General features: G+C 36.3%; 12 protein-coding genes. 5 read left to right on the top strand and 7 right to left on the bottom strand.

The annotated features are described in order from the left end of the window. The first annotated feature begins 123 nt into the window (after positions 1–123). Together AC07XN_RS00255 and AC07XN_RS00260 are read left to right on the top strand one after the other, a co-directional pair. Positions 124–1,164: an AAA family ATPase gene (locus tag AC07XN_RS00255; protein WP_494741610.1), complete on the top strand. Its 1,041-nt coding sequence runs from the start codon at positions 124–126 to the stop codon at positions 1,162–1,164. After that, the gene (locus AC07XN_RS00260) at positions 1,161–1,787 is read left to right on the top strand and encodes a hypothetical protein (RefSeq protein ID WP_494741611.1); all 627 of its coding nucleotides are present in this window, start codon (positions 1,161–1,163) and stop codon (positions 1,785–1,787) included. The genes AC07XN_RS00255 and AC07XN_RS00260 overlap by 4 nt, the downstream gene beginning before the upstream one ends. Positions 1,788–1,842: 55 nt before the next feature. Here AC07XN_RS00260 and AC07XN_RS00265 read toward each other — a convergent pair whose 3' ends face one another. Then, the gene (locus AC07XN_RS00265; protein ID WP_309914503.1) at positions 1,843–2,010 is read right to left on the bottom strand and encodes a hypothetical protein; all 168 of its coding nucleotides are present in this window, start codon (positions 2,008–2,010) and stop codon (positions 1,843–1,845) included. A gap of 18 nt (positions 2,011–2,028) precedes the next feature. Continuing rightward, positions 2,029–3,279 carry a peptidase T gene (gene pepT, locus AC07XN_RS00270; RefSeq protein ID WP_494741612.1) on the bottom strand — a complete coding sequence of 417 codons (1,251 nt, stop codon included), beginning with the start codon at positions 3,277–3,279 and terminating at the stop codon, positions 2,029–2,031. Positions 3,280–3,541: 262 nt separating this feature from the next. Here pepT and AC07XN_RS00275 point away from each other — a divergent pair, with 262 nt between their 5' ends. The 3 genes from AC07XN_RS00275 (at position 3,542) to AC07XN_RS00285 (ending at position 8,099) form a co-directional block, all read left to right on the top strand. Continuing rightward, positions 3,542–4,816 carry a citrate synthase gene (locus tag AC07XN_RS00275; protein ID WP_309914496.1) on the top strand — a complete coding sequence of 425 codons (1,275 nt, stop codon included), beginning with the start codon at positions 3,542–3,544 and terminating at the stop codon, positions 4,814–4,816. Positions 4,817–5,152: 336 nt separating this feature from the next. Then, positions 5,153–7,300, top strand: a complete 2,148-nt coding sequence (locus tag AC07XN_RS00280; RefSeq protein ID WP_494741613.1) for a S9 family peptidase — start codon at positions 5,153–5,155, stop codon at positions 7,298–7,300. Positions 7,301–7,514: 214 nt separating this feature from the next. Further along, on the top strand, positions 7,515–8,099 hold the full coding sequence (locus AC07XN_RS00285) for an outer membrane beta-barrel protein (RefSeq protein WP_309914487.1): 585 nt from the start codon (positions 7,515–7,517) through the stop codon (positions 8,097–8,099). 56 nt (positions 8,100–8,155) lie between these two features. Here the strand turns inward: AC07XN_RS00285 and AC07XN_RS00290 are convergent, their stop codons facing one another. From AC07XN_RS00290 to AC07XN_RS00310, 5 genes are all read right to left on the bottom strand, one after another. Next, positions 8,156–8,713 (bottom strand): septal ring lytic transglycosylase RlpA family protein, encoded by a 558-nt coding sequence (locus AC07XN_RS00290; protein WP_309914484.1) that lies wholly within the window; start codon positions 8,711–8,713, stop codon positions 8,156–8,158. A gap of 565 nt (positions 8,714–9,278) precedes the next feature. Next, on the bottom strand, positions 9,279–11,192 hold the full coding sequence (gene acs, locus AC07XN_RS00295) for an acetate--CoA ligase (RefSeq protein WP_309914684.1): 1,914 nt from the start codon (positions 11,190–11,192) through the stop codon (positions 9,279–9,281). A 258-nt stretch (positions 11,193–11,450) separates the two neighbouring features. Beyond that, positions 11,451–11,837 (bottom strand): response regulator, encoded by a 387-nt coding sequence (locus tag AC07XN_RS00300; RefSeq protein WP_309914481.1) that lies wholly within the window; start codon positions 11,835–11,837, stop codon positions 11,451–11,453. 43 nt (positions 11,838–11,880) lie between these two features. After that, a complete protein-coding gene (locus tag AC07XN_RS00305) occupies positions 11,881–14,589 on the bottom strand; it encodes an ATP-binding protein (RefSeq protein WP_494741614.1) in 2,709 nt (902 codons plus the stop codon). After that, positions 14,582–14,797, bottom strand: coding sequence for a hypothetical protein (locus tag AC07XN_RS00310; RefSeq protein WP_309914475.1), 216 nt, complete (start codon positions 14,795–14,797; stop codon positions 14,582–14,584). Before AC07XN_RS00310 ends, AC07XN_RS00305 begins: the two co-directional genes overlap by 8 nt. Between the last annotated feature and the right edge of the window lie 413 nt (positions 14,798–15,210).

Below are 15,210 nucleotides of genomic sequence, written 5' to 3' on the forward strand. Positions count from 1 at the left end.
CTGATTGTAACGAAGAGTATATGTCTTGAAAGACAAGATTTCCTCAAAAATACCAAAATCTATTGGTTCTGTTTCACGAAGATTGAAAAGATGGTTAATATTGTGTAAATAAATGAAAAGAAGATGTTACGAAAAGTAAGAATACAGAACTTCAAGAGCCTTAAAGATGTGACGCTCGAACTCCAAAAAGTAAATCTCCTGATTGGTCCAAACAATTCAGGGAAGAGTAATTTTTTGAAAGGGTTGGAGTTTTTTACAAAAGAAGATAAAAGTATATATGACAGTACTTTACTTTTTAAGAGGAATTTGGAAAATATTTTAAGCATTTCTTTCTACATAGAAAATTATAACAAAAAAAGATTAATAAAACTTGAAGGTACAAGTGATAAATTCGGTTTATTCGTATCAGAAGAAATTAATATAAATCTTTCTAACAAAAATTTAGAAGACACAATAGTTCTTGTTAAAAATGGGCATGATTCAATATCTTCTTATGTTGAGGAATCCAACATTTATAAACCAGACCCAAATACGTTTACAAAACTTGCGGATTTAAACTCGGCGGATAAATTATTACCTAACTGCTCAAACTTAGTTCCTTTCTTATTTAATTTAGGTCAGAATCATAAAAAGTTATTCAAAACCCTTGAGGATAATTTAGCCAAATGTATAGAGGATTTAGTTTCAATTGGTACACCAGCAGAAGGAAATAAATTAAGATTAAAGCTTTTTGATAAAGAGGATAATGATTACTGGGCAGACGAAGTCTCCGAAGGCGTTTTATACTTTCTAGCTCTTCTCTGTATTATCCACCAACCTAATCCTCCAAAATTATTATTATTAGAAGAACCTGAAAAAGGGATTCATCCACGTCGTATCCATGAAATCATGAAATTTATTTTTCAATTAGTGGAAGATAAAGATATTCAAGTAATTATGACAAGTCATAATGAACATGTTTTGGAAGAATTTAGCACAATGCCAGAATCAGTTTTTATTTTTGATAAAGATGAAGAAGGAGCAACTTTTGTCAAAAATCTTCAAAAAGATATTATTGAACCTAGTATTGTTAAAGCAAAAGAATTTGGTATTGAACCAATTGATTATACAGACAATATTGGCGATAATTGGTTTATGGGCTTAATGGGAGGTGTACCAGCATGAAAGAAAAACTAACCTACACCTTACTTGGCGAAGGATACGCCGAGTATGCTTTTATAGAAATATATTTGAAAAGAGTTTTTGAACAAAAAAACTCAAATCGTCAACCGGTTTCAAGTAGATTAATGAGACCAAGTGGAGGTAAATCAAGTTCTTCAAAAGTATTAGCCAATCTTAACAAACTCTGTCAAAATTCATTTATTGATAGAAAAGATATTGAATTGTTTATTGCAGGAGTTGATTTAGACAAGCCTGATTTCGATGAAGATTTACCGATTTATCAAACAAAAGCTAAAGAAATGGAGCTAAAACTTGGGAAATTATATACATCTTTCAAGAACAAAATCATATTATTTGTACCCATTCAAGCTATAGATTATTGGATTTTATATCAAAAATATCAAGTTGATAAAGCTTCGGCAAAAGTGCCAAATAATTCTTTAGAGTCAAACGACAAAGATACTGTAAAGAAAGAGTTGTATGGTATATCCAATCCTGATTCAAACAAAATCGAAACAGTTGTCAAGAAGATTACCGAAAAAGCAGACTTTGAAGAACTAGCCAAACAATCAAAAAGCTTCAAGCTTTTCCACAACCAAGTCAAATTATTTATAAAGAATCTCTAAACACAATAACGGCTGTTTCCCTCCCAGAAAACAGCCGTTATTTCTTTACATCCTTTCAATACTCATCTTTCAACATCTTTACAAAATCATCTTCATAGGCTTTTAGGGCCTTTAATAATGCTTGTAATTCGTTGTATTCCGACGAGCCTTTTTTGGCATTGTAAAGTTTGTCTGCTCGTTCCGAGGCCTTTTCGTATTCAGCTTCGTTTTTAATCTTTATCATCTGATTTATCGGTAATTGTTATTGAGTTTTTTCTTCCCAAATTTTACACAAATTTATAATAGTTTCCGTAGCTTTTTCCATATCCTGTACAGAAACCCATTCGTGTTTTCCATGAAATGCATGTTCGCCTGCAAAAATATTCGGGCAGGGCAATCCCATAAACGAAAGCCTTGACCCGTCTGTACCTCCTCTGATACTCATCTGTTTAGCTTCGATGCCACTTCTTTGAATAGCTTCTAAGGCATAGGCTGTTACTTGTGGTGTTTTGTCCAATACTTCCTTCATATTGCGGTATTGTTCAAATACTTCAAAGATAGCTTTTGAATGTGGATAATTAGCCAAAACGCCCTCCATTATTTCTTTCAATTTAGCTTCGTGGGCATGTAATTTTTCTTCGGAAAAATCGCGGATGATAAATTCAATCGTAGCTGTTTCTACCATGCCCGAAATACCAACAGGGTGGATAAAGCCTTCCATGCCTTCTGTTGTCTCTGGCGATAAACTATCTTTTGGAAGATTAGCCACAATATCTGCTGCAATTTTCAACGCACTTTCCATTCTGCCTTTGGCAAAACCAGGGTGTTGACTTACACCTTGAATCGTGATTTTTACGCCATCAGCCGAGAAGGTTTCATCTTCTAATGAACCCAACGTTTCGCCATCAATCGTATATCCAAAATCTGCCCCTATTTTTTGTAAATCTACTGCGGCTGTCCCTCTCCCAATTTCTTCGTCTGGCGTAAATAAAATCTTGATAGTACCATGTGCTATATCAGGATTATTGACTAAGTGATAAGCCGCATCCATTATCTCAGCTACACCAGCTTTATTGTCTGCACCCAATAAAGTTGTCCCACTTGCCGTTATAATATCGTTACCATATTGATAAGCCAAATCTGGATGTTCTGCCAATTTAAGGATTTGTGAATGATCATCTGGTAAAACAATATCATGTCCTTGATAGTTAGGATGAATAATAGGTTTTACGCCTGCACCCGAACAGTCGGGGGAAGTATCCACATGTGAACAAAAGCAAATGACAGGAACATTTTTGGCTGAATTGCTAGGAATAGTAGCATAAACATAGCCAAATTCATCTAAATGGGCATCTTTCACACCCATTTCAATCAACTCCTGAACTAAAACTTTGCTTAAATCCTTTTGTTTTAAGGTAGAGGGTTGAGAAGAAGAATTGGGGTCAGACTGCGTATCAATTTGTACGTATCTCAAAAATCTTTCTGTCGATGTATTTTTATAATTAGTTAGCATTTAGCGTGTTTTAAATTGTCTGTTTAATTATTAAGGTATTTTATTTACAAAGGTAACAAAGGTTTAAATTTTCGTGATTAACTTGCGACGAGATTATTGCAGAATATAAGGTTCTTATTGAAAAATAGAATTTTTTCAACAACTATCTAAATTTTGCAAAGAAAAACCGACTTATCCATTAGAAAGAGGATTTTTCATTTAATTTCGTATCAACAAAATAAAAACATATTTTTTCAAGATAAAGCCCAATAAATTATAGGTTATGTCAGAATTTGCAGAACTCTCGTTAGGTGACAAAAAGTATCAATTTCCTGTAATAACAGGAAGTGAAGATGAAAAAGCAATTGATATTGCCAAACTCCGTGATGAAACAGGTCATATCACCATTGATTCTGGTTACAAAAACACTGGAGCAACAAAAAGTGCTATTACGTTTTTGGACGGTGAACTAGGGATTCTTCGTTATAGAGGTTATTCTATCGAAGAATTAGCAGAAAAAGCTACTTTCTTGGAAGTTGCTTATTTGTTAATCTACGGTGAACTACCCACTACAGAGCAATATGCCGCCTTCGAAAACGAAATCAAAATGCACACCATCGTTAACGAGGATATGCGTAAAATTTTTGAAGGTTTCCCTGTAAATGCACACCCTATGGGCGTACTTTCTGCAATGGTTTGTGCAATGTCTGCTTTCTACACAGGCGACAAAGCGGGGGCTGATGAATTAAACATTATTCGTTTAATGGCTAAAATGCCTTCAATGGCTACTTGGTCTTACAAAAAGTCTCAAGGTCACCCAGTAAATTATCCAAACAACTCGTTGGATTATTGTTCAAATTTCTTGAACATGATGTTTGCTTTACCAGTTGCTCCTTACCATGTTAATCCTGTGGTGTCGGCAGCTTTAAATAAATTATTGATTCTTCATGCTGACCACGAACAAAACTGTTCTACTTCTACAGTTCGTTTAGTAGGTTCTTCTCATGCTAGTTTATATGCTTCAATTTCGGCAGGTATCAATGCACTTTCTGGTCCATTACATGGTGGAGCAAACCAAGAAGTAATTGAAATGCTAGAAGCTATCAAAGCAGATGGTGGTGATACTTCTAAGTACATTGCGATGGCGAAAGATAAAAACTCTGGTTTCCGTTTGATGGGCTTTGGTCACCGTGTTTATAAAAACTTTGACCCTCGTGCTAGAATCATCAAAAAAGCAGCAGATGATGTGTTAGCAGCTTTAGGTATCAATGATCCAGTATTGAAAATTGCTTCAGAATTAGAAGCAGCAGCTTTGAGTGACGAATACTTCGTAGCACGTAAGCTATATCCAAACGTAGATTTTTACTCAGGTATCATCTACCGTGCTTTAGGAATTCCAACTGATATGTTTACAGTAATGTTTGCGATTGGTCGTCTTCCGGGTTGGATTGCACAGTGGAAAGAAATGAAAGCTAACAAAGAGCCTATCGGTCGCCCACGCCAAGTATATGTAGGAGCTACTGAACGTGCTTATGTTGATCTTGCTGATAGAAAATAGTTTTTTCTTGATAGATATATTGAAAGAGGTGTTTTGCGATAAGTAAGACACCTTTTTTTGTTTTTTTTTATTGTCTGTACCATACCACTTCAAGCACATAAGTGACTGACAATCATCCTTATGACTAGCGAGGGACTTAAGTCCCTCGCTAGTCATAAGGATGCGAACCTCACTCATATAGTCAGATAAGGACACCAAAAATTACTCATGGCATGACTTTGATAGTTTTATCATAATTGCCAATAAATTGGAAGTCATGCCATGAGTTACTACTAGTTTGAGGGAATACAGCCTTTTTTTATTAGATTTGTTAAAATCTAAAATCCTTCATCAATCATGAAAAAAACGCTTCTATTTTTAGTTTTAGTATTATCTCATCTATCCTTTGCACAGAAAGGTAAGGAGAAAATTTTGGTTACCGACATGACCAAAATCAAACAAGCAGGCAATGTGTCTATCTCGCCCGATGGCAAAAGAGCTATTTATGTATTAAGAACCAACGAAGGTAGCGAGACTGATAAACTAGACTTTGATTATCGCTCGCATTTATGGCTTACTGATTTTCAAACGGTTAAACAGTTAACACGTGGTACTGAAAGCGTCGGCGGTGCTACATGGTCGGCAGATAGTAAACAGATTGCCTTTGCTCGAAACGTTAAAGGAAAATCACAAATATTTATTATGCCCTTGGATGGCGGAGAGGCTTATCAATTAACAGACTTCAAATACGGAGCTAATAATCCCCAATGGTCGCCAGACGGCTCTAAGATTCTCTTTTCAATAAGTGTTACTTTCTCTGATATTCTGAAAGATTCCTTGTTGAACCCCACTAAAAAACTGCCTTCATGGTCAATTGAAAAAGCGGGTTTTAAAAACAACGATTTCTTGAAAGGTGATAAAAAGATTAAAGCTAATCCAAACGGAAGCATCGAAGAAATCAGGGCTTATCTTGAAAAAGATGTGGAAGACAAGAAAGCTAAGGTGATTAACCGTCTGAATTTTCAAGGAGAATCTACCACTGAACCTGAAATTCGTTTTAGCTTATTGTTTGTCATTGATGCGAAAGAAGGAGCAAAACCTGTTCAGATTACAAAAGGCTTCTGGTCGTATAGTGGTGGAACGTGGTCGGCTGATAGTAAAAAAGTATATGCTTCGAGCGGTAGAGATAGTTTACAACACCCCGACCGTGAGCTTAATTCAGCTATCGTTTTATTAAATGCTGATGGTTCGGGTCTAAAACAGCTTATTGCTGAAAAAGGTATTTCGTATAGTGGTGCTACACCTTCGCCTGATGGAAAATTGTTGATTGCTACGATGTCTAAAACAGATTGGTTAGGGTTTAATCAAATTATTTTAGCCAATGCCGATGGTACGAATAAAACAAATGTGGTATTTGATAGGGCTGCCAATAATTTTGAATGGACTGACGACAGTAAGTATGTGTATTTCACAGCAAGCTCAAACGGCGGTACTCCTATCTACAGGTTAGATGTGCAAAGCAAAAAGATAGAAAGATTAAGCGATTTTGATTCAGGCGTTAGCAGTTTTGACATTTCTAAGGAGCGCATTGTTTTTGCAAAAACAGAAGTAAAAAACCCTTCTGAGATATACACGGCTGACATTCTGATGAAAAATGCCATCAAATTGAGTGCGCATAATGATGAATGGCTACAAAATAAAGCCTTGAGTTTTCCTGAGAAACGTGTATATAAAAACTCTAAAGGACAGTCGGTAGAATACTGGATTATGAAGCCTAGTAACTATGAAGCTGGTAAAAAATATCCTTTATTGTTAAATATGCATGGTGGCCCAACGGCGATGTGGGGACCGGGAGAAGCGTCGATGTGGCATGAATTCCAATATTTCTGTGCACAAGGTTATGGACTTGTCTATGCGAATCCAAGAGGTTCGGGGGGCTATGGGAAAGATTTCCAGTTTTCAAATTATCAAGATTGGGGTAAAGGGCCTACGGAAGATGTATTAGCTGCCGCAAGCGATGCTGCTAAAGAAAGTTGGGCTGATACTTCTAAACAGGTAATCACAGGAGGTTCGTATGCTGGCTATTTAACTGCATGGATTATTTCGCACGACCACCGTTTCAAGGCGGCCTTTGCACAAAGAGGTGTTTATGAACTCTCTACCTTTATGGGTGAAGGTAACGCTTGGCGACTAACGCCTAATTATTTCGGGGGTTATCCTTGGGAAGAAAACATCAAACCTATCTTAGCAAGGGAATCTCCGTATACGTATATTGATAAAATCAAAACGCCGTTTTTAATCAAGCATGGTGAAAATGATTTAAGAACTGGCGTCATACAATCTGAAATGATGTATAAATCATTAAAGATTATGGGTAAAGAAGTGGAATATGTACGAATGCCAGGAGGTACACACGAGCTTTCGAGGTCGGGAAATGTTCGTCAGAAAATTGATAGAATGCTTAGAATTTATGAATTCTTTGAAAGATATATCGGAACAAAGTAAGTAAATGAGTATTTTTACTATAGAAATGGGGAAAATCAACATGATTTTCCCCATTTCTTTTTTGCCCATCTATTCCTTAATAGACGTATACTTATGCAATCGTGTAAAAAATGCCACACATTAAAGGAATTATCAAGATGGAATAGGTTTTTTCTATATCTCTACATCAAACAGAAGAATAATATTTCTATCTCTTCATTAAAATTATTAAAACATGAAAAAGCTATTTTTAACATTCGCCATCTTAGCTACTGCTTTAGTTGCTACAACTCAGAAAGCTGCTGCTCAATTCTCATTAGGTATTCATGGTTCATATTTCGCACCTGATGCTAAAGATGCTAAGGGTCTTTATGGTGGTGGTTTACAAGCAAAAGTATTTGTAACTGAACAATTTGCGGTTGGTGTGGGTGTAAAATCTATCCAAGAAGAATTTAAAGGCACTGGTTACGAGTTCACTAATACCATAATTCCTGTTACTGGGATGCTTGAATACTATTTAACAAAAGGTATTGTTCGTCCATATATTGGTGCTGAAGCAGGGGTTTTTACGTCAAAAGTAAAAGGAAATGTATTAGGTGTAAGTTCTGAAAGTAGTTCTTCAAAATTCGGAGCAGCTCCAAAATTTGGTATCGCTATTCCAATCGGGAATCTAGGTATTTTTGCAGAAGGTACTTATAACTTTATCTTCGATAACAAAAACGGAAATGATAATGGCTCACCTACTAATGCAGACTTTAGTACTTCTTCTAAATTCTTCATGGTAAATGCAGGTTTGACTTTCGGATTCGGAGGAAAATAATTTAAGTGATTAGTTTTAATCAAAAAAAATGCTTCGCTGTTCGGCGAAGCATTTTTTTATTCTTTTACTGGTAAACTCATTGGTCTGGTAGCAGTTGAATCCAACCTAAACCTTCCTTCTGAATCTCTTACAACCATCATATACATTGGTTTTCTGCTTAATAACACATCAACCATTGATGTTTGTTGAGTACTATCTACACCCATTGGTGTTTCATCTTCCTCTTCATTCAAACTCACAACACCATCGCCAAAAGAAAGTACTTTAATCTTAACTGAGGCTGTTCCTATACCTATCAACCCTAAATCTTTAGCTGCTGCATAAGAAACATCCAAAACTCTTCCTCTACTATGTGGCCCTCTGTCGTTTACTTTCACTACCGTCACCAAACCATTTGAAGGATTGGTTACTTCTAATAAAGTACCAAATGGAAGGTATTTATGAGCAGCGGTTCTGCGAGTGGCTTTGTAGCGTTGACCGCTTGAAGTTTTTCGCCCTTCGAACTTACTAGCATAATACGAAATCTTTCCATGTAAAGTCTTCTTAGGTTTGGAAGGAGTTGATAAACTAGTAATTGTGGCTGTAAAAAGCAGGAAAACTGTTTTTAAAATCATAATAACATATTTAGAAACCTACCGCAAAAGCCTAGCGATGTAGTACAATTGATATTGAAAAAGATTATATCAAATCGTTTTACAATAAGGGTTTCGTGAAACAATCATTTAATATTCAGATACGCTACCGTTAACTTAAACCTTAAAAAATTGCAAAAAAAATTCACCAAATACTATTTCTTTAAATACCATTTGTTAAATCAAGGCTGCAATTTACACTTTTTTATCCAAAATTCGGATGTATAGACCATGACAATCCTTAACAAGTATCAAGGCTAAATCTATAAAATCAGGGTAATATCTTAATTTCTCAACTATTTTCACTTCAACCACTACTCCTATTCCGTTTGTAAATTAGCTGATTATCAGCACTTTTCAAATTTTCAGGCAATAATTCTCCTACCCTGCCTACCTATCACCTATCTTTTATGAAGTTTTCACATTAAATTTTCAAAATTTGGCTAGTTTAACAAACTTTAACAAAAAATCTACAAAGTATATTTATTAAAAAAAGAGGTTTCGTTGATAACGAAACCTCTCCAAAATTTCTTTTTAATCTATTCTACTACAAAGCTCCCGCTTTTATTTCTTCCACTACTGCTGGGTCTAACAAAGTAGAAGTATCACCTAAATTATTGGTTTCTCCTTCGGCTACTTTTCTTAGAATCCTTCTCATGATTTTTCCAGAGCGTGTTTTTGGCAAGCCACTTACAAACTGGATTTTATCTGGCTTGGCGATAGGCCCAATTAAACGGGTTACAGTCGCTAAAATATCTCTACGGGTTAAGTCAGAATCATCACCTTGCACTTTTTCGCAAATGACATACGCGTAAATACCTTGTCCTTTAATATCGTGTGGATACCCTACTACCGCAGACTCTACCACACCCAAGTGCATATTAATCGCATTTTCTACCTCTGCCGTACCAATTCTATGACCCGATACATTGATTACATCATCTACACGTCCTGTAATTCTGTAATATCCGTCTTCATCACGCATACAGCCATCGCCAGTAAAATAAAGATTTTTATAAGTAGAAAAATACGTTTGGATACAACGATCATGATCGCCATAGGTAGTACGGATAATCCCTGGCCACGGGAACTTGATACATAAATTACCAGAAACGCCGTTGCCTGTTATCTCCTCTCCTTTTTCATCTACCAAAATTGGTTGTACCCCCGGCAAAGGTAAAGTGGCATAAGCTGGTTTTGTTTTGGTAACGCCCGCAATAGGTGAAATCAAAATACCGCCTGTTTCGGTTTGCCACCAAGTATCTACTATCGGGCATTTGCCTTTACCGATATTTTCGTTGTACCAGTTCCAAGCTTCTTCGTTGATTGGCTCTCCTACTGAACCTAATACTTTCAACGAACTTAAATCTTTTCCGTTGACATAGTCTAACCCAAAGCCCATCAATGAACGAATGGCTGTTGGTGCTGTATATAAAATATTAACTTTGTGCTTATCAATCACATCCCAAAAACGACCCGCATCTGGATAAGTGGGTACACCTTCAAACATCAAAGAGGTTGCACCATGACACAATGGCCCATAAACGATGTACGAATGTCCCGTAATCCAACCAATATCTGCCGTACAAAAATGAACCTGCCCTTGCTGATATTGAAAAACATTGGCAAACGTATAGGTAGCATATACCATATAACCTCCACAAGTATGTACTACGCCCTTAGGCTTGCCTGTTGAGCCTGAAGTATAAAGGATAAACAACATATCCTCTGCATCCATTTCTTCTGCTGGACAATCAGACGATACCGTTTTTACTTCATTTTCCCACCATACGTCACGTCCCTTCAACATTGAAACGGGTGTGCGGGTACGAGTAGAAACGATTACTTTTTGTACTGATGGACATTGAATTAAAGCATCATCTACTGTTGACTTCAACCCAATCTCTTTATTTCCTCTGAACGAACCGTCTGAAGTAATGACAATATTACATTGTGCATCGTTGATACGGTCGGCGATTGACTGTGCCGAAAAACCTCCAAAAACTACCGAATGGATTGCTCCAATTCTAGCGCAAGCTAATACTGCAATAGCCAATTCTGGAATCATTGGCATGTATATACAAATTCTATCTCCTTTTTTAGCCCCGTGTTTCTTCAATACATTGGCAAACTGACAAACTCTTTGATGAAGCATTTTGTAAGTAAGCGTCACTGATTCCTCATTAGGGTCATTAGATTCCCAAATGATGGCCGCTTGGTCTCCACGGGTTGCCAAATGACGATCAAGTGCATTCTCAGTAATATTCATTTTACCACCAGCAAACCATTTTGTAGTAGCTGTTGTAAAATCCCATTCCAATGTTTTTTTCCAAGGCTTACGCCATTGAAAATTTTGAGCTACCTCTGCCCAAAAACCTTCAGGGTCTGTTACTGACTGATTATATGCTGATTCGTAATCTTCAAAAGAGCTAATTTGTAAATTCATCATTAATTTGGATATATAAATTGTATGATATTGACTCGCTTCAGAATTTAATATTTTGTACCGTAAAAGTACAAGACATTTTTTTTATTCAAATACACTTTTTTAGGTTTTACGCTAAAATAATATAGCTATTCTTACTAAACAAAGTATAGTTTTTTGATTGATATTTTGAACTTTTACCATAAAAGTATCTTATTTTGCTTAAAAAGCTGTCAATGGCATATCTATAAGGTAAAATACAAAATCTTGTAAGCCTATGCACACTCCTGCCTTCTAATTTGAAACAATCCCTAATGCCAAAGTATTGATTTTTGCCACTAATGTTCTTGTTGAAAACGGCTTTGATACATACAAATCCGCGCCTGTCAAATACCCTTTTTCAATATCTGCTTCTTTGTTTTTGGCACTTAAAAACACAATTTTGATATGCTGAAACCGAATGCTTTCTTTGATAATTCTACATACTTCATAGCCATCCACACGGGGCATCATAATATCTAATAGAATAATAGAAGGCACTTCTTTTTCAATAATTTCTAAGGCTTCAGAGCCATCACGTGCGATAAAAACACTGTAGCCTTCTTTCTTCATTAAAAATTCTAAAGACATCAAAATGCTAGGTTCATCATCAACGATTAATACTTTTATTATCTTTTTCATATCTTTATTTCAATAGTATATGTGATTATTATTGATGGGTAAGCTAAACAACCGAAATCATAAAAGTGAATTTCGCACCCTTTCCGACTTCACTTTCTACCCAAATTTCTCCGTTATGTAACTCTACAATCTTTTTGGAAATAGCCAACCCTAAGCCACTCCCGATTGGTTTTTTAATGGTTTGATCTTCTGCTTGAAAAAATTTATCAAAAATCAACCGCTGGGAATGCTTATCTATTCCAGCGCCATTATCTTGCACACTGATATAAATATTGTTGTCTGCATAATGGGTTGCTAATATAATTTCTCCTGTGTGGGGTTCGCAATATTTAATAGCATTCGATAATAGATTGACCACTACCTGAATCAGCTTGTCTCTATCAGCCTTGAACCTCGGTGCAAAACGGTCGGGAATAAAAGCTACCTTTATTTCCTTTTCCTTAGCTTGTTGATATAGGGCATCGATAGAATCTTTTACAATCTCTTGAATATCAACATCTTCTAAAATCAGCTTTTGTTTGCCCGATTCGTATTTTTCTAAATCCAGCACTTGGTTGATTAACCTGCTGAGTCTGTCGGATTCCTTTACAACGGTGCTTAAAAAATGTTCCCGTTCCTCCAAGTCCATATCAGGGTTATCATAAACAATTTCTGATAATGCCCTGATGGAAGTAAGTGGTGTTCTGATTTCATGGGCAACGGTAGACAGAAAATCGTCTTTGAGCTTATCCGTCTTTTGCAGTATCTCGTTGGCCTCTTTTAGTTCGGTGGTGGCTCTTTCTAACGCGACAGATTTTCTTTTTAGTTCTTTATTGGCAGACAATAAACTTTGTGAGGATTTCAGGATTCTAATTACTTCTTCAGTCGAGATACTTTCTTCTTTTGATACCGACGAAATCATCATTCTGGCCGAAGCTGTTCCTACAATACCTGCTAACAGTTTTTCAACATAAGTCACAATTTGTGGGTCAACCTTCGCATTAATCAACCTTATCTTATGTTTTTGGGCATAGAGATTTAATATTTTCTCTGCTCTTTTTTCACCCAGAAAGTTACTTAATAACGATTGAATGTCTGATAAATGAGCCGTCCCTCGCCAAATCGTTGGGTTTTCTACTTGTTCTGAATATTCAAAAATATCTACAAAAATTAAGGCCTGATTATGCTCTATCGAGCTGACATGACTATTGATGGAGAAATAAATATAACAGAAAATATTCAAGAGTAAACTCCAAAACAAACCATGCGAGATGCTATCCATGCCTTCTAAACCAAACAATGAATACGGTTTCAAGGCCGAAAAGCCCATCAATCCCGTTTCGACTATTGATTCTGGCAAGAAACCCGCCCTCACCATCGACGGAACGACTAAGGTATAAAACCAAAAAAATGTACCTACTAATAGCCCTATTAAAGCTCCTTTTTTAGTAGCATTTTTCCAAAAAATTCCACCAATAATGGCAGGACCAAATTGGGATACCGCCGCAAAAGACACCATTCCGTTGGAAACCAACGAGTAATGTTCGGCAATAGTTTTATAATATAAATACGCAAGCAACAATATCAAGATAATAGAGGCACGACGGATGTATTTTACTAAAGCACTTAAATTCCCTGCAAACCTATCTTGCAAAGTCGTTTTCTTGAGTATCACTGGCATGACGATATTGTTGGAAATCATCACGCTCAGGGCGATGGTTTCCACAATAATCATACTGGTGGCTGCCGAAAACCCACCTATGTAGGTAAGGAGGGTAATAAAATCTTGGTTGAATTTCAGCGGAATCGCTAACACGTAGCCATCAGAATTCACTAGATGATTGGGAAATAGCAATGCCCCACCCATGGCTATGGGTATCACAAAAATATTGATTAACAATAAATACAAAGGAAAAAGCCAAAGAGCTTTATTAAGGTGTTTTTCATCCACGTTTTCTACGACGGCTACTTGAAACTGGCGTGGTAAAAACATGATGGCCATCATGGATAACAATAAATGCCAAAACCAACCAGAAGTATCCTGTTGAGCATCTATGACAAAAACCTTGTGTAAGGCAGGCACTTTTGATGCTTTTTGAAAAATATCTCCTAAACCATCAAAAATAACATAGCTAACAAATATCCCCACCACCAAAAAAGCAACTAGCTTGATGATAGACTCTACAGCAATAGCAGTTACCATGCCTTCGTGACGCTCGGTAGAGTCGATGGTACGAGTACCAAAAATAATGGTAAAAACGGATAGTACGATAGTAATATAAAAGGCTAAATCACCCGTAAAAAAGCCTTGATTACTAATTTCGCCTGAGGCTTCGGCAACAATCAGGAAGCTATTTGAGATGGCTTTTAGCTGAATAGCAATGTAGGGCAAAATACCTAAAATACAGATAATGGTTACGATGACTCCCAAGGTGGCATTTTTGCCATAACGAGAAGAAATGAAATCGGCGATAGAAGTAATCCGTTGAACCTTACAAATTCTGATAATTTTACGAAGGACTATCCACCAAAGGGGCATCATTAAAGACGGCCCGATAAACACAGTTACAAACTCAATGCCATTGGTTACGGCCCTACCTACTGAGCCATAGAATGTCCATGCCGTACAATAAACTGCTAGAGATAAGGCATAAATATAGGGATTGTTAACAATACTTTTGCCTTTAGCAGAACGCTGTTCAGCCCAATAAGCTACTCCGAAAAGGAAAACCAGATAGAGCAGAGAAGTTAATATCAAAATAGCACTATTCATCTTTATTAATTTCTTGCTCTTTGTTGCGGACGCTCCAATAAATGATGATGATGAATAATACCCAAATGGAAAAGAAATAGAAGTAGAGTGTAGGAATACCATTAATCTTTGTGTCGTGATTGACAATCGAAAGAATAGGGAAATTAAAGAGAATTGTAAACACAACTCCTAAAACCAAAAGTTTTTGATTCTTTAATTTCTCTTTCATGATAAACGATAAGACCTTTGACACCAGACCTTAATTTTATCACAATTTAAGGTAAAAATTTAACTCTTCTCAGAAAGAGATAACTATAGTTGGTAAAATACTATACACAATCACTTTAATAGAAATATCTAAACAAAAAAAATATGAGTCATTTTGATTTTCAATTAAAATAGAGAGGTTTAATAAGCCTCATAGAGGCGATATATCGGTAGTGCTTAAACAACATTTTTCTCCTAGCCCCATCGGGGTGAAATATTTCGCCCCGATGGGGCTGGGTTGGGATATTAATATGATATTTCTACCGATATTCTGTTCCTAACGGAACTATCAATCATAAAACATGAGTCATCCGGAATTTTAAAATCATAAAAAAGCGGTCGAAATTAGTTTTCCGACCGCTTTTTTATGATTGA

The sequence above is a fragment of the Arcicella sp. GW458-12-2-14-TSB2 genome (assembly GCF_059423785.1).

Coding starts and splice junctions, on each gene's coding strand:
- AC07XN_RS00285 (WP_309914487.1), top strand. CDS start 7,515: ATGAAAAAGCTATTTTTAACATTCGCCATCTTAGCTACTGCTTTAGTT.
- AC07XN_RS00305 (WP_494741614.1), bottom strand. CDS start 14,589: ATGAATAGTGCTATTTTGATATTAACTTCTCTGCTCTATCTGGTTTTC.
- AC07XN_RS00300 (WP_309914481.1), bottom strand. CDS start 11,837: ATGAAAAAGATAATAAAAGTATTAATCGTTGATGATGAACCTAGCATT.
- AC07XN_RS00275 (WP_309914496.1), top strand. CDS start 3,542: ATGTCAGAATTTGCAGAACTCTCGTTAGGTGACAAAAAGTATCAATTT.
- AC07XN_RS00280 (WP_494741613.1), top strand. CDS start 5,153: ATGAAAAAAACGCTTCTATTTTTAGTTTTAGTATTATCTCATCTATCC.
- AC07XN_RS00255 (WP_494741610.1), top strand. CDS start 124: ATGTTACGAAAAGTAAGAATACAGAACTTCAAGAGCCTTAAAGATGTG.
- AC07XN_RS00290 (WP_309914484.1), bottom strand. CDS start 8,713: ATGATTTTAAAAACAGTTTTCCTGCTTTTTACAGCCACAATTACTAGT.
- AC07XN_RS00310 (WP_309914475.1), bottom strand. CDS start 14,797: ATGAAAGAGAAATTAAAGAATCAAAAACTTTTGGTTTTAGGAGTTGTG.
- pepT (WP_494741612.1), bottom strand. CDS start 3,279: ATGCTAACTAATTATAAAAATACATCGACAGAAAGATTTTTGAGATAC.
- AC07XN_RS00265 (WP_309914503.1), bottom strand. CDS start 2,010: ATGATAAAGATTAAAAACGAAGCTGAATACGAAAAGGCCTCGGAACGA.
- AC07XN_RS00260 (WP_494741611.1), top strand. CDS start 1,161: ATGAAAGAAAAACTAACCTACACCTTACTTGGCGAAGGATACGCCGAG.